Below are 18,298 nucleotides of genomic sequence, written 5' to 3' on the forward strand. Positions count from 1 at the left end.
GCGTTTCGCTCCGGCACGGTTTTCTTGGGCCCGATACCGCTGGGTCGCGCGCCGAAGATCATCATCCGCTAGCGGCAGTAGGGACCACTTCGATAGTCGGCGACGTCAAAGTGGAGGTGATCCTGATGATGGCGATCAGCCTCCGGCCCCAGAACGGTTCCGAAAGGTCCGCAAGCCGCGCGATGCATGCGCCGCAACACACGAGAGTCGTCGCCGCGCCACCCACGCAGCACGCTGATGCGCTCTCCGCTTGCCAGTACAAAGCTTGAAATATCAATCGCGCGGCCTTGCGCATGCTCGGACAAACGCGCACCGGGTCGGCTGTTGCGAGAGCGGCAAGCGTAATGGGCTGCAACTGTCAGTTCGGCAAGACCGCCGCCCCGGCGCCCAATCGCAGGCACTGCCCCCGACCGCACCCAGCGATCCAAGGCCCGCGCGGTTTGCATCGTCATAATGGCAGGTCGCGACAACCGCACGCCCGCAACTTCCGTCACAACCCAGGCATCGCGCACACCGCAGCCGCCCGGACCAGTGACCGGCGCGCGCTTTGTGGCAACCAGCCCCGGCAGATTTGCGCCGCCATCACCGCCGCCACAGGCGACCATCACCAAAAGGGCGAGGCTTGCAATGATCTGTTTCATGACTTCTTCCCCATCCGGCCAAAGTCTGGTGCATCGGTATCCTGCCCGGCCTCCACAATGCCGCGGCGGATCGCGCGCGTGTGCGAAAAGTAGTCAAATAAATGCTCTCCATCGCCTGTGCGGATCGCGCGCTGCAACGCAAACAATTCCTCGGTAAACCGTCCCAGAACTTCCAACGTCGCTTCTTTGTTGTTCAAAAATACATCGCGCCACATCGTTGGATCAGACGCTGCAATCCGGGTGAAATCCCGAAAGCCCGCAGCCGAGTATTTGATAACTTCGCTGTCGGTCACCCGTCTCAGATCATCGGCCACACCGACCATCGTGTAGGCAATGAGGTGCGGCGTATGGCTTGTGACGGCTAACACGAGATCGTGGTGATCGACGTCCATGGTCTCGACATTCGCGCCCATTCCCTCCCAAAATACCGTCAGTCGGTCAACCGCATCGACGTCCGCATTTTCGCTTGGCACCAAGATACAAAAACGGTTCTCGAACAATTCCGCAAAACCCGAACGGGGTCCGGAATGCTCGGTACCGGCCAGTGGGTGACCGGGGATAAACTCAACATTATCAGGAATATGCGGCGAAACGGCATCCAACACGGCGCGCTTGACCGATCCAACATCAGTGACGGTGGCGCCTTTGGCCAGATGCGGCCCGATCTCGCGGGCGACTTCGCTCATCACGCCAATCGGCACCGCCAGTACCACAAGATCCGCGCCTTCGACAGCTTCGGTCACGGTGTCGACCACCCGGTCGCAAAACCCAAGTTCCCGGGTGATATCGCGTGTCTCGGCCGAGCGGGCCGTACCAACAATCTCGCCAGCGAGCCCCGCGCGCCGCATGGCGTGAGCCATGGACGACGCAATCAAACCCAACCCGATCAGCGCAACGCGTTCATAGATCTGAGTCATCACGCTCCCTCCAGAAATTGTTGGATCGCATTTCGGACCCGCGCGCAGTCTGCTTCGGTTCCAATGGTGATCCGCAAGCAATTGGGCAATCCATACCCTGCGACTTTTCGCACCAGAATACCTTTTGTGCGCAATGAGGCTTCGCAAGCGTTCGCCTGTTCCGCATCATGAAAACGCGCCAGAATGTAGTTTGCGTGGCTAGGGTCAGACGGCACACCCAACGCCGCCAACGCCTTGGCAAGCCAAGTGCGAAGCCGCGCGTTCTCGGACCGATAGTGTTCTGCAAACGCACGATCCCGAATGGCAGCTTCGGCCGTGGCAAGCTGCGTCACACCAAGATTAAACGGGCCGCGCAGACGGTTCAGAGTGTCAATAACATGGGCCGGGCCGTAACCCCAACCGACACGCAATCCGCCAAGTCCATAAAGCTTAGAAAACGTCCGCGTCATCACCACGGTCTCGCTCGCATCGACAATCGACGCGCCACCATCATAGCCCTCGGCAAACTCGACATAGGCCCCATCCAGCACCAGCAACACATGATCCGGCAGGCTCTCGGCCAACCGTGTCAGATCATCCGCGCTGATCATCGTACCCGTTGGGTTTCCGGGGTTCGTCAGAAACACAAGTCGCGTCGCGTTCGTCACAGCTTCGAGAATGGCATCAACATCCACAACGCGGTCACGCTCGGGCACAACAACCGGTGTCGCCCCTGCGCCCAGCGCAAGAATGCGGTACATGGAGAACCCATGCTCGGTATAGATCACTTCAAGCCCCGGACCCGCGTAGGCCTGACAGAGAAACGTTAGAATCTCGTCCGATCCGGCGCCGCAAATCACCCGCGCCGCATCCAGCCCATGCACTTCGGCAATCGCACCGCGCAAACCCGCGTGATCCGACGACGGATACCGATGCAGCGTCGAAGCGGTCGCGATCAAAGCCGCCTTTGCCGTCTCAGGCGGGCCGAACGGGTTCTCGTTCGAACTGAGCTTCAACACCTCATCATGCCCGTCCAGCCGGCTCTCGCCGCCCTTATAAAGCACGATATCTTCAATGCCGGGTTGGGGTCTTATCGAATGGGTCATTGCTCTCGTTCCAAGTCCGTTTCTTCCTAACGGCGAGACTGCGGCAAAGCTAGCGGCGATCTGGCGCACACCCGCAGATCATGGCACTCTGACCACATCAGCGATACCGCGCCAGACCTTACCGAGCGCTCGCATCATGCCGCTGGCCGCTGGCGCGACAAGATGCGCGCGCTGGGATACTACGACGGCTATCTCGGGTTTTGTCCGCTCCGGGACCACGACCAATACCCGGCGCAAAAGTGACCGACATCGGTGATGCGCTGAAGCAAATGCGCGACCTCCTGGTCCCCGGTGACCGTCTTCGCCTTGTTGAGTCAACGCCGCATTGGTGCAACGCTATCATCTGGCTGCAATGGCGCCATCGCACCTTCGCTCGGGAAGAAATCCACGCACTTGTCAAAGATGTCGGGTTCGAGATCGAAAGCGCTGACGCCTTTCCGTCAGGCGCTCCATCGCGCACAAGCCGAGGCATCGTCGCGCAACGCATCTAGACAGACCACACCGGGGTTAAAGCTGTAACCCCATCCCTCCTAGCCACGGTAATCTTAACAAAGGTTAACCCCAACGCCGCTTCACCCTGGGCGCCGCCCAATCCCCTGTCACCTTTTCAAAAATACCTGCATAGCGCGGGTTACGATTATTGCACCAGCCAGCCTTCTAGGACGCGGCCTTAACCTCGAAAGCGGCCGCCATCAGCGCCTTGGTATAATCCGAGCGCGGCGCATCAAACACCTGGCCTGCGTCTCCGTGTTCCACCACGTCGCCTTCCTTCATCACAATCACTTTGTGACTAAGGGCGCGCACGACCTTCAGGTCATGGCTGATGAACAGATACGCCAGGCCGTATTTCTGCTGCAAAGACCTCAGTAAATCCACGATTTGCACCTGAACTGTCATGTCCAAGGCCGAGGTCGGCTCGTCCAGGACGACCAGTTTGGGGCGCAGCACCATTGCGCGCGCAATCGCGATCCTTTGCCGCTGGCCGCCAGAAAACTCATGCGGGTAGCGGTGCATCATCTCAGGCAGCAAACCCACCTCTTCCATGATCTCGGCCACCATTTCGCGCCTGTCACGTCCGGCATCCACGTCGTGGATTGTCAGTCCCTCCGAGATAATTTCTTCCACCGTCATCCGAGGGCTAAGAGAACCATAGGGGTCCTGAAACACGATCTGCATACCAGCCCTGAGAGGTCGCATCTCGCGCGACTTAAGACCCTGAATGTTCTGCCCCATGAAACTTACAGGACCATCGGACGAGATCAGACGCATGATCGCCAAAGCCAGGGTCGTCTTGCCCGACCCGCTTTCTCCCACAATCCCAACTGTCTCTCCGGCGCGGACGGACAACGTCGCCGCATTGACCGCTTTGATGTGTCCTACGGTCCGCTTCATCAGGCCGCGCTGGATCGGGAACCAAATACGCAAAGCATCCGTTTCTGCGATCACTTCGGCGCCAGTAGGCACCGGCAACGGGGTTCCGGTCGATTCTGCGCTAAGCAGCATTTGCGTATAAGGATGCGACGGCGCCGAGAATATTTCAGCTGTGTCGCCGCGCTCAACGATTTCGCCGTCTTTCATCACGCAGACACGGTCGGCAAACTTCCGTACGATCCCCAGATCATGCGTGATGAACAGCATCGACATTCCAAGCCGTTCTTTCAACTCGGCCAGCAATTCAAGGATCTGCGCCTGAATAGTCACGTCCAAAGCCGTTGTCGGTTCGTCCGCGATCAACAACTCGGGTCTATTCGCCAGCGCCATTGCGATCATCACACGTTGACGCTGCCCACCGGACAATTGGTGCGGATAGGCCCCAAGCCGCAGCTCTGGGTTTGGAATGCCGACCTGTTCAAGAAGCTCGATGATCCGAACGCGTGCTGGATCGCCGCGCATGCCCTGATGAAGAGCGACGGCTTCCGCAAGTTGTTTTTCAATCGTATGCAGCGGGTTCAGCGACGTCATGGGTTCCTGAAAGATGAACGAGATGTCATTGCCGCGCACACGACGCAACTCGGCCTCATCTGCACCGACCATTTCGGCGCCCTCGTAAGTGATCGAACCGGAAATCTCGGCGCTATCACCCAGTAAGGACACGGTCGACAGAGCCGTCACCGATTTGCCGGAGCCGCTTTCGCCAACCAACGCGACCGTCTCGCCCCGGCGCAGATCAAAGCTCACGTCGCGCACCGCATGGATCAGCGCACCGTCCTGTCGGAAGTGTACGTTCAGGCCCTGCACGTTCAGAACAACTTCACCGCTCATTGGAAGGTCTTCCGTGGGTCGAAAGCATCTCGCACGCCCTCAAAGATGAAGACCAGCAACGATAGCATTATTGCAAAGGTAAAGAACCCGGTGAACGCCAGCCACGGCGCTTGCAGGTTCTGTTTCGCCTGCAAGGTCAACTCTCCCAACGACGGGGCCGAGGACGGCAGGCCGTAGCCGAGGAAATCCAACGAGGCGAGGCCACCGATTGTGCCGGTGATGATGAACGGCAAAAGCGTGACGGTTGCGACCATCGCGTTTGGCAGCATGTGGCGGAACATGATCGTGGCGTTCGACACGCCCAAAGCGCGCGCCGCACGCACATATTCAAAGTTCCGCGCCCGAAGGAATTCAGCCCGTACCACGCCAACTAAAGACGGCCAGCCAAACAGCACCGACAAAATTACCAGCATCCAAAAACTGCGTCCGAATATCGCAAACATGATGATGATCACGTAAAGCGACGGCGTTGATGACCAGATCTCGAGAATACGCTGGAACACAAGATCGAGCCATCCGCCGAAATAGCCCTGCACGGCCCCCGCAGCGATGCCAATAATGCTGGCAAACACCGTGACGATCAGCGTGAACACGATCGACAATCGGAACCCATAGATTACCCGCGCCGTGACATCCCGCTTGGTGTCGTCCGTTCCCAGCCAGTTATTGCTGTCAGGAGCGCTTGGCGCCGCGCCGCGAATGTCCACAATCGTGTCGTATCGGTAGGGGATCACCGGCCACAAAAGCCAGCCGTCCTCGACATCCACACCATCAATCTGGCCTGTTTCCTCGACCTCGGCCAGGATGCCTTCAGGATCGTCATAACAGGCCTCGATACCACCGGTACGGATAAGGCATTCAACGTCTTCATACTGATATTGCGCCTCGATCGGCAGATCGCCCCCGAACTCGGTCTCGGGGTAGAAATTGAAGATCGGCATATAAATCTCGCCGCGATAGCTGACGAGGATTGGCTTATCGTTGGCGATAAACTCGGCCATCAGGCTCAGGCCAAAGAGGACCGAAAAGATAATCAGCGACCAATAGGCCCGCCGGTTGCGGGTGAAATTGCGCCACCGGCGCTGGTTCAAAGGCGACAACCACGGTCGGCGACGCGGAGCATCCTCGGCCACAGGCGTTTCAGCCGCGTCCAAAGCGGGATCGGGCATCGCCATGGCTCAAACCTCCCGCTTTTCAAAGTCGATGCGGGGATCGACGAAAACATACATAAGGTCCGACAGAATACCGACGACAAGGCCGACAAGACCGAACGCAAAGAGCGTGCCGAAGATCACCGGATAATCGCGTGCAACGGCGGCCTCAAAGCCCAGGCGCCCCAATCCATCCAGCGAGAAGATCGTCTCGATAATCAGGCTTGAGCCAAAGAAAATCCCGATGAACAGCGACGGAAAGCCCGCAATGACGATCAGCATGGCATTGCGGAACACGTGGCCATAAAGCACCTGCGATTCCGACAGACCCTTGGCTTTTGCCGTCACCACATACTGTTTTTTGATCTCGTCTAGGAAACTGTTCTTCGTTAGTAAAGTAAGCGTAGCAAAACCGGAAATAGAGGATGCCAGAACCGGCAGCGTGATGTGCCAGAGGTAATCAACCACCTTGCCCCCGACCGACAGGTTGTCGAAGTTGTCCGACGTGAGACCACGCAGTGGGAACCACTGGAAATAGGACCCGCCTGCGAACAATACGAGCAACATGATCGCAAACAAAAATCCGGGTATTGCATAGGCCACGATAATCAGCCCGCTGGTCCAGGTATCGAAACTGGACCCGTCACGCACCGCCTTGCGGATGCCAAGCGGGATAGAGATCAGATAGGCGATGACGGTCGACCAAAGACCAAGCGTGATCGACACAGGCATCTTCTCGGCCACGAGATCAATCACGCTGATTGACCGAAAATAGCTCTCTCCGAAATCAAACCGAACGTAGTTCCACAGCATCAGGGCGAAACGGATATGGGCAGGCTTGTCGAACCCGAACTCTTTTTCAAGCTCGTCGATAAACTCCTGCGGCAAACCCCGCGCGCCGACATAGCCACCGTCGCCCTGCGTCTCAAAGGTCTCGGAGCCACCACCAGAGATGCTTTCAAACACATCGCCCTGTCCTTCAAGGTTCGCGATAATCTGCTCAATCGGGCCACCGGGCACAAACTGTGTCAGTGTGAAATTGATAACCATGATCCCGAACAGCGTCGGAATGATCAGCAAAAGCCGTCGGAGAATATATGCGCCCATGGCCCCGCCGTCCCTTAAAGGGCGCCCTGCTCGCGCAGGAGAGCCTCGGCGTCGGCGTCATGCCACCACCAGCTAAACTGGCCAAGACCGAACGGAGGAATGTCTTCCGGATGTTTGAACATGTTGTAGTAGGCGGTCCAATATTCAGGCTTAAACCACTGCTGAACCCAAAACGCTTCGGCCCGCAACGTGCGATCAAGAGCGTGGGTTGCCGTGGTCAACTCCTCCTGCGTCTTGGCTGCAATCACCACTTCCAAAAGCCGGTCGACGGCCTCGTTTTGTAGGCCCATCAGATTGCGTGAGCTGTCCTCGGCTGTCTCCGAGCCATACCACTGGCGCAAACCAAATCCCGGCTCAAAGCCCATGGAAAACGTGTGATTTACCAAATCATAATCCGACGTCCTGCGACGGTCGATATACTGGCTGATGTCGACGCGCTCCAGCACTGCATCAATTCCCAGTCGCTTTAAGTTCTCGATGTAAGGGTTGATGATCCGGTCAAACGCCGGGCTGAACGACAACAGGACAAGGTCCAGAACCTGCCCATCCTTGCGCCGTATGCCGTCATCTCCGGTGATCCAGCCTGCCTCATCCAGCAAGCCTGCCGCACGACGCAAGTTGCGCCGGTCAAAGTTGCGCGGGCCACTTGTGGGCGCCATAACTGCTTCTTGCGAAAGGATCGACGCATCCAACAGACCCTCATTTACCAACGGTTGCAAAATTGCGATCTCTTCGGCGCTTGGCGTGCCCGTTGCTTCAAGCTCGGAGTTCTCCCAGAAGGAATTCACCCGCTCGTACAGTCCGAAAAACAGAGATTCATTTGAGAATTCAAAGTTGAACATCAAGCGAACCGCTTCGCGGGTCCGTGGGTCCTGCCATTCCGGGCGGCGCAGGTTGAAGATAAAGGATTGCGCCGTCCCGATGTTCCCGTTCGGCAACTCCGCTTTGACGATCGAGCCATTGGCCACGCCCGGAAAATCGTACCCGGTCGCCCAATCCTTCGAGGAATTTTCGATACGGAACGTATATTCCCCGGCCTTAAAGGCCTCCAGCGCCGCTGAGCTGTCGGCGAAATACTCATAGCGGACGCGGTCAAAATTATTCTGACCAACGTTGAACGGATTGTCCGCGCCCCAAAAGTTTGGGTTGCGGGCGTAGATGATCTGCCTTCCCACATCGAAGCTTTCAAGAACATATGGCCCTGTGCCAAGAAACGGCTCTAGCGTGCTTTCATCAATGCGCGCGCCGCTTTCTTCAAACCACGCCTTCGAGAACACCGGAATGCCCCCGGCAAAGCCAATAACTTCGCGCCGAGGCGCTTTTTCGGCAAAATTATATTTGATGCGGTAGGTGTCCAAAAGTTCGACCGAGCTAACAAAACCCTTCACAACATTCACGTACTCGGGCAGGCCCTGCTCCATGAACAAATCAAAGGTAAACTTCGCGTCCTCGGCCGTTGCAGGCGTTCCATCCGCGAAAGTGACGTCTTCGCGCAAATTGAAGATCACCCAATCCTTGCTCTCGGGGAATTCCATCGTGGTGCACAGATAGCAATAAGTGCCATATGCATCGTCAGCCGTCGAGACCAAGACGTTCTCGAACAACAAAGCCATACCGGAGCCCGGCACCCCTTTGCGGGTGTAGTTGTTGAAGCTGTCGAAGTTACCCTGCGCCCAAGTGCTGATCTCGCCGCCCTTGGGCGCATCTGGGTTCACGTAGTTCAAATGTGGAAAATCGGGACCGTATTTCAACGATCCGAAATTCGAGAATGCGTGGGTGACCGTCACCTCTTCGTGTCCCTCAGCGCGCGCCAGCGACACAGTCGCAAGTATCGAACCTGCAACCAGTCCGGCAAGGCCAACCCATTTCAAAACTGATCTGTCTGTTTCACGGCTGGCAGAAATAGCTAGGGCGCGGGGGCGGCGTCGCGTCATCGGTCGTGTCCTCCATCTCGGTCCAACCCGATAGATCCGGGCGTACATTCAGAAATGTAGCTAATTTTTCATTTGTCTAATTTTCAAGGCCTGAGCACTGAATATTTGGTGAAGACACCGTGCGCAGCAAAAGGGCCAGACGCAACAGCGACCGACCCCATAGTACCAAAAACGTGATAAAAAGGTTATCCGCCAGCACCTTCGAGATACGCGATCAAGTTCGCGCGATCTTCGATATCGGCCATGCCACGGTAGCTCATCTTCGTGCCGTCGATATAGTCAGACGGCGATGTCAGAAATTCATTCAGCGCCTCAGGTGTCCAGTCGCCCGCAAACTCGGCCATCGCGGTCGAATACGCATAGCCCTGCGCTGTTCCGATATCGCGACCGACAACGTTGGCAAGATAGGGACCAGTGCCGTTCGCACCCGATTCCAACTTGTGGCACGCCTGACACTGACGCCAAAGCCGCTCGCCCGCGCCAGCATCGGAAGCAGCGAAGACATCGGCAAAAGCAATCTCAATGACCTCTTCCGCAGGCGCATCACTTTCGATCTCGATGGTGTAGGCCTGATGGTGGTCATCGCCATGGCTCGGGTGATAGATAAATTCCGCCGCAAAGCCGCCAAGCAGGAAGACTAGGAAAGTGCCGCACAGGCCGCCTATCGCTTTAGTCAATGTCATCGTGTCGAACATGTCGCGTCCCGTTCTCTCAGAGTTTAGCAGTTATCTATCCGCTTCCCATGTTAGGCTTCAAGCGATAACACCTGCGGCGAAAAGCCTTTTTGTCACAACGGGTCGGATAAACCACGAGATGAGCGCACGTATTGCATTCCAGGGAGAGCCCGGCGCCTATTCCCATCAGGCTTGCGTCGAGACGCGTCCCGAACACGAACCGATGCCCTGCCGCACCTTCGAAGACGTGATCGAGGCGGTGAATTCGGGCGCGGCCGAGCTTGCCATGCTGCCGGTCGAAAACACCACCTACGGACGTGTGGCCGACATTCATCGGTTGTTGCCTGCCAGCGGCCTTCACATCGTTGACGAAGCATTCGTGCGCGTACATATCAACGTACTCGGCGTCCCTGGCGCAAAAGTCAGCGACATCAAAACCGCCTATTCACATCTTGTTCTGCTGCCCCAATGCACGCGCTGGCTGCAAGCCAACAAAGTGCGCGGGGCTGTTAGCACCGACAATGCCCGCGCTGCACGCGATGTCGCGGAAGCCGGCGATAAGACTGTGGCTGCCCTTGCGTCGGAACTGGCCGCAGATGTCTACGGCCTTGAGGTGCTCGCCCGTCATATCGAAGACGAAGACCACAACACGACACGCTTCCTCGTGATGTCGAAAACACCGGACCTCTCCCGTCGCGGCGACACTATGACGACGACCTTCGTCTTCCGTGTTCGTAACATTCCTGCGGCGCTCTACAAAGCAATGGGAGGTTTCGCGACAAACAGCGTCAACATGACTAAGTTGGAAAGCTACATGGTCGACGGCTCGTTCTCGGCCACACAGTTTTACGCCGACGTCGAAGGTCACCCCGACGACAAGAACGTGCAATTGGCCTTGGCCGAGCTTGAGTATTTCACCTCCGAGATCAAAATCCTCGGCGTCTATCCCGCGGATCCAAAACGCCGCTAGGCTCGTGCCTTGCAATAAAAAAGGGCCCCCAACCAAGGGAGCCCTTCACTCTTTCAGAAATATCTCAGGCGTGCGCGGGGACAGCGTCCCCCGCCCCTTTTTTGCCTGCCCCTTAGTTGACTGTCACCCAGCGCAGGATAAAGAAGTTATCCGGGCGTTGTGTCATTTCGATATTGTCCCGCGTGCCCCAAACCAATGGCTGCACATAAAGCGGCACATAGGCATGCTCGGACTGATAAAGGCCCACGACTTCATCAATCATCGCCTGACGTGCTGCCGGATCAAGTTCGGCCTGGATCATCGGCAACAACTCATCAAGCCGCGCATTGGAATAGTCGCCAAAGTTCCATGACCCCAGACGCTTTTCAGAATTCGGCGTGGAGGCAAGGAAGCGAAGCGGATGCTCATGGTCCATCGAACCACCAGGCGACCAGCCCAGAAGGTACATATCGAAGTTGTCTTCGCGCAGCTCTGGCCAATAGTTGGAGACCGGCATCGCATCCAACTCGACCGAAATACCAATCTGCGCCAGCATTGACGTGATTGCCTGACAGACAGACTCGTCATTTGGATACCGGTCGTTCGGACATTTTAGGCCGAAGCCAAATCCGTCTGCATATCCCGCATCCGCCAGAAGCGCCTTAGCACCTTCAACATCAAATGCCGGACGCGCGTCGTTGGCTGTCGAATAACCGCTCATGGCTGGTGTAACCAGCTGGCTTGCCGCGGCCGCGTTGCCGCGCCAGATCGTTTGCAGGATGGCGTCGACGTTGATTGCCTTGGCCACCGCCTCGCGCACACGAACATCCTGGAACGGGTTCGCATCACCCGCGCTTGCACCGTACTTCAGCGTGTCTGCACCATGTGCAAACCCAAGCATCAGAACCCGTGTTTCAATCCCGCGAATAATGGTGATTCCATCACTAGACTCTAAACGCGCGGCATCCTGGATTGGCACAGGTTCAATAAAATCGACGTCCCCCGACAATAAAGCCGCAACGGCAGTCGCCGAATTCTGGATCGGTGTGAACGTCGCTAACGTGATGTTGTGCTCGACCTCATCCCAGAAAGCTTCGTGCGGCACCAAAGTCGTCGACAGGCCCGGTTGGCGGCCCTGAATTTTGAAAGCACCGGTGCCATTCACGTTCAGAGTGGCAAAGTTTCCGGCCTCCTTGTCCGGACGCGCGGCATTGTTCGCTTCACTCCAGCCCTTGTCCATCATCATCCAGTTGGCGATGGATGCAGGAAACAGCGGGTTCGGTGCAGATGTGTACATCTCAACCGTGAAATCATCGACAACTGTGACGCCCGTCACGGACGAAAACCAGCTGCGCACATCAGCAGACTCGCTCGAAGCCCGCTCATAGGAGAACATGACATCTTCGGCATCAAAGGCTGACCCGTCATGGAATGTGACCCCTTCACGGAGTGTAAATCGCCAGCCTTCGCCCTCACCTATCGGCTCCCACGCCGTGGCAAGCGACGGCTCAAGCGTCATGTCTTTCGACATGCGCACCAGCCCGTCATAAACGTTGTTCAAGAAGCCCAACACGGGGGCGGAGCTTACGGCGTGCGGGTCCATTGTTTGTGGATCGGTCTTTCCGGCCCAGCGGAACTCAGCCGCAGATACTTGCGTCGCCACCAAAGCAAGGGCGGCGGCCGTTGTGAGTAGTCGTGTCATACGTTTTCTCCCATGGAACTGCGGTTCGTGTGACCGCATGTGACGTCCTGTCCTACTCCGAAGGCGGGCAGATCAACAGGGAACTCAAGGAAATGTGAGGACGGGTTGCCTAGTTCCGGAACTGCGGGCCTTGAGAGACGACGGTTGGCTCTTGCTGGATAGGTTTTAGTGTTTCAAGTGCCGCGACAGAAGATGGGCCTGATCCTTCAATTCCAGGCACTCAATCTCGGCCCATTTGCGAGGTACGCTGCTCACCACGATCAGCGCACCAATTAGCCGCGCGCGGGGCCAAATACAGGTTCGTCGAGCACGCATTTAAATGGCAGCACGGACGCTCGAATGCGGCTTCAAACTCGGGAAGCTCACTTAGGTCAGCAATCCGCACACCTGCGCCACGCTCAACGATGCCGGCAAACATTGAATTTTCCTGCGCATATCGGTCCGCCAGCAGGTCGCTATCGCGCGTCAGAAACTGTGACCGCACGAAACCCGAAAAGCGTTCATCTTCCAAAACACAAAAGAAAGCGCCAGGCGCCTGACGTATCACACCTGCGGTTCGGGTGACTATGTCGGACCCGCGCTCGAAAGCACCGTCCAAGAGGCCGAGGTCCCCAAGGTCAAAACATGCAAATTTAATGCTGAGAGGCTTATCACTGAAGATCGCTCAAGCATGAGCACACACACCAGACTGGTAGCGCGCCGATGATGACCGGCGCTTCCAGAAAAATCCCCCAAATTCTCCTTCTCTCATTCGACTATCTTGTGTCTTACAAAGAGACATACACCGAAAGCCGCCAACCACCTGGAAAGAAGTGTTTTTCAGTGGAAAACCGGGCGGCCACATATCAAGATGTGCCCACCCGGAAAGCTGTTAGTTCAAGGTGAAGTACTTGAATTTCGCCGTGTCATCGGGCGCAACAATCGTGCTGACATTGTCAGACATGCCCCAGTTCAGAACCTGATGGTGGATCGGAATGTAGAGCTGCTGTTCCTGCACAACGGACCAGATATCCGCGATCATGCCATTCCGCTTGTCGAGGTCAGTCTCCGATGCCAATGCAACGATCTGCGCATCCAACTCAGGGTTGGAATAGCGTGTTCCGTTCCATGAGCCGTACTTCTCGCCTTTGGTGTGCGCGAGGAAGTTGAAGATGTACTCGGAATCGTAGGTCGGAACACCCCAGCCCAACATGTAGAAGTCGGTTTCAAGGTTGTTGATCAGTGGGAAGTGCTGAGCCTTTGGTTTGGCATCAAGGTTCACCGTCACGCCGATTTGCGCAAGCATGCCAACCGACGCCTGACAGATCGCTTCGTCATTGATATAGCGGTCGTTCGGGCAATCCAGCTGAATGCTGAACCCATCGCCATATCCGGCCTCGCCCATAAGTGCTTTTGCGCGCTCGATGTCGGTAACGGAAGCATCAAGCTCAGCCGTCCAACCATTGACGAATGGCGGTGAGATCATACCCGCCGGCTGCGATTGATCCCGCATAACGACCTGTTTGATCGCATCGCGGTTAATCGCGATGTTCATTGCTGTCCGCACGCGGACATCCGCAAGTGGGTTCTTGCCTTCGACACTGTCGTTGGCCAGGTCCGCGTCGCCCATGTTCATGCCAAAGAAGATCACGCGGTTCTGTGGTGCTGTCCGCACTTCCAGACCATCTGTGCTCGCCACGCGCTCAAGGTCTTGCACAGGCACGTCTTGCACAAAGTCTACTTCGCCTGACAACAACGCCGCAACGCGGGTCGCCGCGTTCTGGATCGGCGTATATTCGATCCGGGTTATTTCCATCGGAAATTCGCCCGTTCCCCAGTAATTCTCGTTAATTTCGAGAACCGTGCGGACATCGGGTTCGCGGCTGATCAGCTTGTATGGGCCGGTGCCGTTTGCATTCTTCGCCGCAAACGTATCTTCACCGCCTTCATAATCCTGAACCTTTGCAGCGTTGTTCGCCTCGGCCCAGTCTTTGTCCATCATGAACATATTGGTCAGGTTATTTGGCATAATTGGATTCGGACCATCGGTCACGATCTCTACAACATAAGCCGAAGGCGCCCGCACTTCGACGACCGACGCCAAAAGCTCTTTATAGTCAGAATCTGGTGTCATTGCCCGATCCAGGCTGAACTTCACGTCTTCGCTATCAAACGCGGCGCCATCGTGGAACGTCACGCCCTCGCGCAGGTTGAAAACCCAGATATTCGGGTCATCAACCGACGGACCCCAATCCGTAGCAAGTGCCGGCACCATTGCACCTGTCATGTCGCGCATGACGAGCGGTTCCATGATCTGGTGTGCAAGTGCCGAGGTTGGTCCCTCGTTTTGAGCGTGCGGATCAAGCGTCAACGCGTCGCCCGCGCGCGCCCAACGGAGTGTTTCAGCCGAAACCGAACCAGCGACAAGCGCCAGCCCGGAGGCTGCAATAAGTAGGTGGCGAACTGCCATATGAATGTCTCCCTGATATGTGTAACAACAAAACAGACTTCCGGTCCGAAGCTGGGAAGTCAAGCGTATGCCGCCAGGGATGTCATGGAAAATGGACGGCGGCGGCTAAGTGCCTTCGTCTTGCACAAATCGCTTATCGCAGTACCCACATTCAACCCAACCAGTTTTGGGGTCGATCTGAAGCCAGACACGCGGATGTCCCAACGCCCCCTCGCCCCCATCACAGGCGATACGGGCGCTTGTCACCGTTTCGGTTTCAGGGGGCGGATTGCCCACATTGGCTTCGGGGGTATTGGACATTGAAAAAGTCTCGCGCTTGAAGGTCTAGACGGGTATCTTAGCCATGCCGCCCCTGCGAGCAAGGCCCGTCGCACAGCAGTGGTGATTAAGACCCTCCCTTAACGATGGTTGAGTGCCAGGCAAAGGCCGTTAACCATCAAGCCACCTTCCTATATGCTCCAGACAAACCCCTAACGAATTTTAGCCGATATAAAGACTGATGCCACACCAACCGCCTCCCAGTTCACACGGCAACTTGCCCCGCCGCGTCCTTGTCGTCGGCGCGACCGGTACTGCCGGGCGCGCCACAAAGACGGCTTTAATTGCCGCCGGCCATCACGTCACCTGTATTGTGCGGCCAGAAAACGAAGACCCTGTCGCGCCCGGCGCACGCCTGCATTTTGCCAACATCACCGACACTGCAGCACTTCGTGACTACGGTTTTGCGGGCGAGACCTATGACGTCCTTGTCTCGTGCATCGCTTCGCGCACCGGCGCGCCTGCGGACGCCTGGGCAATTGACCACGACGCCAACGTCGCCTTGTTGGAACGGGCCAAGGCGTCAGGCGTGGGGCATTTCATTCTGCTGTCGGCGATTTGCGTGCAAAAGCCACTTCTCGCCTTCCAACACGCCAAATTAGCATTAGAAGAGAAACTGGTGGCCTCGGGGCTGAATTGGACCATCGTACGACCCACTGCATTCTTCAAATCGCTTTCGGGTCAGATCGCGCGTGTCACCGCAGGCAAGCCTTATCTGATGTTTGGCGACGGGCAGTTGACCGCGTGTAAACCGATCAGCGACCGTGATCTCGGAACGTTCATCGCTGGCTGCATTGACGCCCCGGATCGCAGGAACCGTATCCTTCCCATCGGTGGGCCCGGCCCCGCGCTGACCCCGCTTGAAATGGGCCGCGAGATCTTCAGATTAACCGGACAACCCGAGAAATACCGCAAAGTCCCCGTCGCAATGTTGGATGTGATCGCGGGGGGACTACGCCTTGCCAGCCGGATGAAGTCTGACCTGGGCGTCAAAGCGGACCTCGCACAAATCGGTCGTTACTATGCCACAGAATCGATGCTGGTCTTTGACAAGAACACAGGCCTTTACGACACCGATGCCACGCCGGAATTCGGCGAGGACAGGCTATTTGATTTCTACGCTGACGTGGTCGCGGGCAAGGAAACTGTCAATTTGGGCGCGCAAGCGGTGTTTTGACTGCCAGCCCAAAAGTCAGTGGTCGCTTACCTCAGCACACTACTGCGCAAGGATCGGCCCCAAAGCCTTGCCACCAAGAATATGCAGATGAAAATGCGGCACCTCTTGCAGACCGTGCTCCCCGGCGTTTGAAATAACCCGAAACCCTTTCTGCTGAAGCCCTTCGCCGTCGATAATTGCGGCGAATGTCCGCCAGAAGTCCGCGACTTCTTCAAGACCCGCGTTCGCAGCAAAATCGTCGATTGTGACGTACTTCCCTTTTGGAATCAGTAAGATATGCACCGGCGACTGTGGGTTGATATCACGAAAGGCCAGGCTGTAATCAGTTTCGGTCACTGTAGAATTCGGGATATCTCCTCGCAGGATCATCGCGAAGATATTAGTGTCGTCATAAACGTAGGTCATGGCTTTCCTCAGTCAGAAAAAGATAATGTTTCGGGCAATCTCAAGCGCTTTTTCCTGTTCGATCCCTAAAAGCTTGGCAAGGGGATCCGCACTGTCCTCAGGCGCAACATTCTTGCGGATACGATAGAATTTGGGGAACTGCTGATCGCGTTTCGCCTCAATCTCGCGGGCCAGATCATTGCGGGGAATTGGCGGCAAAGCCTCGAAATTCGTGGCTGTCGTCCTCTCGCGTGCCAGGCCAACGCGGCGCGTATGTCCTTGCAGGTGATCGTCGGTGTGCGGCAATCACTTTCCACCTCCGGAATAAAATGGCGTGCCAGCGCCTGAAAAAACGTCTCGTCCGGTAACCAGGTCGCGCCGAAGAACCATTCAATGTCTTTCCCCTGGTCAATAAACTCCAAGATCGCCTCAACGCACTGGCGCCTGAAACACCACCACAGCGAGCCGATCCTCACGGGCAATTGGGACGGAATACTCCGCTTCCAACTCAAGGTTTGCTGCACCTTCCTAGAGGCATAGCAACCCTTGGGCTGACTACGTTCATTAAAAAGATGGCGATAGACCAATCGCTCGTCGCAAAAGCCCGTTTTAACCCAACCGTCTTCAAAAACGTCAAATATTTCAATGCCATCTACGTCACGCGCGTCGAGGTAATCATGAATATAATCCGCACTTTTGATCCGCATGCAATCGCCAGACAGCAAATAGAAATGTGTCGCCACCTTATCACCAACCGAAGTGAGGCGTTCGGCCTGCGGCGTTATCGCGTCGCGGTCCTTGTGACACAAAAGGATAAAGGCAATCGTCACCATCCTGTGTCTTTCCTTGCCTATTGCGTGGTTTTCAGAGGTGTAGCCCAAGCCGCGCCATTGAAGAACCCTTGGGGTTTTCGGTTGGGTGGGAAGAGTGGCGCAATTAGCCCTGCACACAACAAGGCTGCCCAAAATAATGGGCTTCCCCGGCGCTTGGAGGACAGCAAAAACCGTATCACGGACAACGTTCAGCAACATAAAAGTCTCGCCTTTACTTGTGCGCGCCATCCCTACACCCGCATACTGTCGTCTTTTTTCGACAGAAATGCCGGCAAACAAACTACCCAAAGGCCAGATCGATCTGGACGAGGTCCACGCCCAACTTGGGAGTTAGGCGGGGCGCGTTATCTTGGAAGTGTAGGCCGCCACATGCTTGTCGAGCCGTCGGTTAAGCGATGACCCGGTCAATCGAAGCGTCTGCAAAAGCAGTTTCGAGGCGAACGTCATTGCCATAAAGTCAAACGAGACGAATAGGCGCGTTTGCGATGTCGACATGGCCTGCAAATCAACCACCGCCATACAAACGAGGCCGTTGCCTTTGCTTTCAATCGCATAGCCCTGACCCGGGTCTACCGAGATCAGCTCTGCACGCACATCGTATGGGCGGTCGTGCCATTTGAAGCGGGCGGTCCACTCTGCCCCGACCGAAGGCGGCGCAATATCTCCGCAACGCTCAATCTTCGTGCCGCGGTCCGACAACATCGCTTCAAATTCA

18 protein-coding genes and 2 pseudogenes are annotated in these 18,298 nt (G+C 56.5%); 4 read left to right on the forward strand and 16 right to left on the reverse strand.

Features of this window, described 5'->3' with window-relative positions:
* Positions 1 to 68 precede the first annotated feature (68 nt).
* The 3 genes from Q1B15_RS22915 to hisC are packed head-to-tail and all read right to left on the reverse strand — an operon-like array spanning position 69 to position 2,643.
* Positions 69 to 641, reverse strand: a complete 573-nt coding sequence (locus Q1B15_RS22915; protein WP_299758484.1) for an extensin family protein — start codon at positions 639 to 641, stop codon at positions 69 to 71.
* Entirely contained in the window at positions 638 to 1,558 is a 921-nt protein-coding gene (locus Q1B15_RS22920) for a prephenate/arogenate dehydrogenase family protein (protein ID WP_299758486.1), read from the reverse strand. The genes Q1B15_RS22915 and Q1B15_RS22920 overlap by 4 nt, the downstream gene beginning before the upstream one ends.
* The gene (hisC, locus tag Q1B15_RS22925; RefSeq protein ID WP_299758488.1) at positions 1,558 to 2,643 is read right to left on the reverse strand and encodes a histidinol-phosphate transaminase; all 1,086 of its coding nucleotides are present in this window, start codon (positions 2,641 to 2,643) and stop codon (positions 1,558 to 1,560) included. The genes Q1B15_RS22920 and hisC overlap by 1 nt, the downstream gene beginning before the upstream one ends.
* Positions 2,644 to 2,882: 239 nt before the next feature.
* Between hisC and Q1B15_RS22930 the strand changes: the two genes are divergently transcribed.
* A complete protein-coding gene (locus Q1B15_RS22930) occupies positions 2,883 to 3,134 on the forward strand; it encodes a hypothetical protein (protein WP_299758490.1) in 252 nt (83 codons plus the stop codon).
* Between the two features lie 166 nt (positions 3,135 to 3,300).
* On the opposite strand, the gene Q1B15_RS22935 is transcribed toward Q1B15_RS22930, so the two are convergent.
* From Q1B15_RS22935 to Q1B15_RS22955, 5 genes are all read right to left on the reverse strand, one after another.
* A complete protein-coding gene (locus Q1B15_RS22935; RefSeq protein WP_299758492.1) occupies positions 3,301 to 4,905 on the reverse strand; it encodes an ABC transporter ATP-binding protein in 1,605 nt (534 codons plus the stop codon).
* Positions 4,902 to 6,080: an ABC transporter permease gene (locus Q1B15_RS22940; protein ID WP_299758494.1), complete on the reverse strand. Its 1,179-nt coding sequence runs from the start codon at positions 6,078 to 6,080 to the stop codon at positions 4,902 to 4,904. Before Q1B15_RS22940 ends, Q1B15_RS22935 begins: the two co-directional genes overlap by 4 nt.
* Before the next feature lie 3 nt (positions 6,081 to 6,083).
* The gene (locus Q1B15_RS22945; RefSeq protein ID WP_299758496.1) at positions 6,084 to 7,163 is read right to left on the reverse strand and encodes a microcin C ABC transporter permease YejB; all 1,080 of its coding nucleotides are present in this window, start codon (positions 7,161 to 7,163) and stop codon (positions 6,084 to 6,086) included.
* 14 nt (positions 7,164 to 7,177) lie between these two features.
* Positions 7,178 to 9,097 (reverse strand): extracellular solute-binding protein, encoded by a 1,920-nt coding sequence (locus tag Q1B15_RS22950; protein WP_299758498.1) that lies wholly within the window; start codon positions 9,095 to 9,097, stop codon positions 7,178 to 7,180.
* A gap of 185 nt (positions 9,098 to 9,282) precedes the next feature.
* Complete coding sequence (locus Q1B15_RS22955) at positions 9,283 to 9,792, reverse strand: cytochrome c family protein (RefSeq protein WP_299758500.1); 510 nt, start codon at positions 9,790 to 9,792, stop codon at positions 9,283 to 9,285.
* 118 nt (positions 9,793 to 9,910) lie between these two features.
* Here Q1B15_RS22955 and Q1B15_RS22960 point away from each other — a divergent pair, with 118 nt between their 5' ends.
* Positions 9,911 to 10,741 (forward strand): prephenate dehydratase, encoded by an 831-nt coding sequence (locus Q1B15_RS22960; RefSeq protein WP_299758502.1) that lies wholly within the window; start codon positions 9,911 to 9,913, stop codon positions 10,739 to 10,741.
* Between the two features lie 112 nt (positions 10,742 to 10,853).
* Here the strand turns inward: Q1B15_RS22960 and Q1B15_RS22965 are convergent, their stop codons facing one another.
* The 4 genes from Q1B15_RS22965 to Q1B15_RS22980 all read right to left on the reverse strand — a co-directional run bounded on the left by Q1B15_RS22965 (position 10,854) and on the right by Q1B15_RS22980 (position 15,171).
* Positions 10,854 to 12,422 (reverse strand): ABC transporter substrate-binding protein, encoded by a 1,569-nt coding sequence (locus Q1B15_RS22965; protein WP_299758504.1) that lies wholly within the window; start codon positions 12,420 to 12,422, stop codon positions 10,854 to 10,856.
* A gap of 220 nt (positions 12,423 to 12,642) precedes the next feature.
* Positions 12,643 to 13,020: a hypothetical protein gene (locus Q1B15_RS22970; RefSeq protein ID WP_299758506.1), complete on the reverse strand. Its 378-nt coding sequence runs from the start codon at positions 13,018 to 13,020 to the stop codon at positions 12,643 to 12,645.
* A 273-nt stretch (positions 13,021 to 13,293) separates the two neighbouring features.
* Positions 13,294 to 14,871 carry an ABC transporter substrate-binding protein gene (locus tag Q1B15_RS22975; RefSeq protein ID WP_299758508.1) on the reverse strand — a complete coding sequence of 526 codons (1,578 nt, stop codon included), beginning with the start codon at positions 14,869 to 14,871 and terminating at the stop codon, positions 13,294 to 13,296.
* A gap of 105 nt (positions 14,872 to 14,976) precedes the next feature.
* On the reverse strand, positions 14,977 to 15,171 hold the full coding sequence (locus tag Q1B15_RS22980) for a zinc-finger domain-containing protein (RefSeq protein WP_299758510.1): 195 nt from the start codon (positions 15,169 to 15,171) through the stop codon (positions 14,977 to 14,979).
* Between the two features lie 199 nt (positions 15,172 to 15,370).
* Between Q1B15_RS22980 and Q1B15_RS22985 the strand changes: the two genes are divergently transcribed.
* Positions 15,371 to 16,366 carry an NAD(P)H-binding protein gene (locus tag Q1B15_RS22985; RefSeq protein ID WP_299758512.1) on the forward strand — a complete coding sequence of 332 codons (996 nt, stop codon included), beginning with the start codon at positions 15,371 to 15,373 and terminating at the stop codon, positions 16,364 to 16,366.
* 39 nt (positions 16,367 to 16,405) lie between these two features.
* Here Q1B15_RS22985 and Q1B15_RS22990 read toward each other — a convergent pair whose 3' ends face one another.
* From Q1B15_RS22990 to Q1B15_RS22995, 3 genes and pseudogenes are all read right to left on the reverse strand, one after another.
* Complete coding sequence (locus Q1B15_RS22990; protein WP_299758514.1) at positions 16,406 to 16,771, reverse strand: HIT domain-containing protein; 366 nt, start codon at positions 16,769 to 16,771, stop codon at positions 16,406 to 16,408.
* Positions 16,772 to 16,783: 12 nt separating this feature from the next.
* Positions 16,784 to 17,056, reverse strand: a complete 273-nt coding sequence (locus tag Q1B15_RS23610; RefSeq protein WP_366141771.1) for a DUF5928 domain-containing protein — start codon at positions 17,054 to 17,056, stop codon at positions 16,784 to 16,786.
* Positions 16,978 to 17,781 (reverse strand): annotated as a pseudogene (locus tag Q1B15_RS22995) (beta-1,6-N-acetylglucosaminyltransferase); the annotation flags it as partial. The pseudogene Q1B15_RS22995 and the gene Q1B15_RS23610, both read right to left, overlap by 79 nt.
* Here Q1B15_RS22995 and Q1B15_RS23000 point away from each other — a divergent pair.
* Positions 17,737 to 17,847: pseudogene (locus tag Q1B15_RS23000) on the forward strand (sulfotransferase family 2 domain-containing protein); the annotation flags it as partial. The pseudogenes Q1B15_RS22995 and Q1B15_RS23000 overlap by 45 nt on opposite strands.
* Positions 17,848 to 17,913: 66 nt before the next feature.
* Here the strand turns inward: Q1B15_RS23000 and Q1B15_RS23005 are convergent.
* The coding region (locus tag Q1B15_RS23005) for a hypothetical protein (protein WP_299758518.1) at positions 17,914 to 18,298 on the reverse strand (385 nt) is incomplete at its 5' end.

The organism is uncultured Boseongicola sp., assembly GCF_937988555.1.
Lineage (GTDB): Bacteria > Pseudomonadota > Alphaproteobacteria > Rhodobacterales > Rhodobacteraceae > Boseongicola.

Bases quoted from the DNA above. Each gene is read 5' to 3' on its own strand.
- Q1B15_RS22915 (WP_299758484.1), bottom strand. From the start codon at position 641: ATGAAACAGATCATTGCAAGCCTCGCCCTTTTGGTGATGGTCGCCTGT.
- Q1B15_RS22920 (WP_299758486.1), bottom strand. From the start codon at position 1,558: ATGACTCAGATCTATGAACGCGTTGCGCTGATCGGGTTGGGTTTGATT.
- hisC (WP_299758488.1), bottom strand. From the start codon at position 2,643: ATGACCCATTCGATAAGACCCCAACCCGGCATTGAAGATATCGTGCTT.
- Q1B15_RS22935 (WP_299758492.1), bottom strand. From the start codon at position 4,905: ATGAGCGGTGAAGTTGTTCTGAACGTGCAGGGCCTGAACGTACACTTC.
- Q1B15_RS22940 (WP_299758494.1), bottom strand. From the start codon at position 6,080: ATGGCGATGCCCGATCCCGCTTTGGACGCGGCTGAAACGCCTGTGGCC.
- Q1B15_RS22945 (WP_299758496.1), bottom strand. From the start codon at position 7,163: ATGGGCGCATATATTCTCCGACGGCTTTTGCTGATCATTCCGACGCTG.
- Q1B15_RS22950 (WP_299758498.1), bottom strand. From the start codon at position 9,097: ATGACGCGACGCCGCCCCCGCGCCCTAGCTATTTCTGCCAGCCGTGAA.
- Q1B15_RS22955 (WP_299758500.1), bottom strand. From the start codon at position 9,792: ATGTTCGACACGATGACATTGACTAAAGCGATAGGCGGCCTGTGCGGC.
- Q1B15_RS22960 (WP_299758502.1), top strand. From the start codon at position 9,911: ATGAGCGCACGTATTGCATTCCAGGGAGAGCCCGGCGCCTATTCCCAT.
- Q1B15_RS22965 (WP_299758504.1), bottom strand. From the start codon at position 12,422: ATGACACGACTACTCACAACGGCCGCCGCCCTTGCTTTGGTGGCGACG.
- Q1B15_RS22975 (WP_299758508.1), bottom strand. From the start codon at position 14,871: ATGGCAGTTCGCCACCTACTTATTGCAGCCTCCGGGCTGGCGCTTGTC.
- Q1B15_RS22980 (WP_299758510.1), bottom strand. From the start codon at position 15,171: ATGTCCAATACCCCCGAAGCCAATGTGGGCAATCCGCCCCCTGAAACC.
- Q1B15_RS22985 (WP_299758512.1), top strand. From the start codon at position 15,371: ATGCCACACCAACCGCCTCCCAGTTCACACGGCAACTTGCCCCGCCGC.
- Q1B15_RS22990 (WP_299758514.1), bottom strand. From the start codon at position 16,771: ATGACCTACGTTTATGACGACACTAATATCTTCGCGATGATCCTGCGA.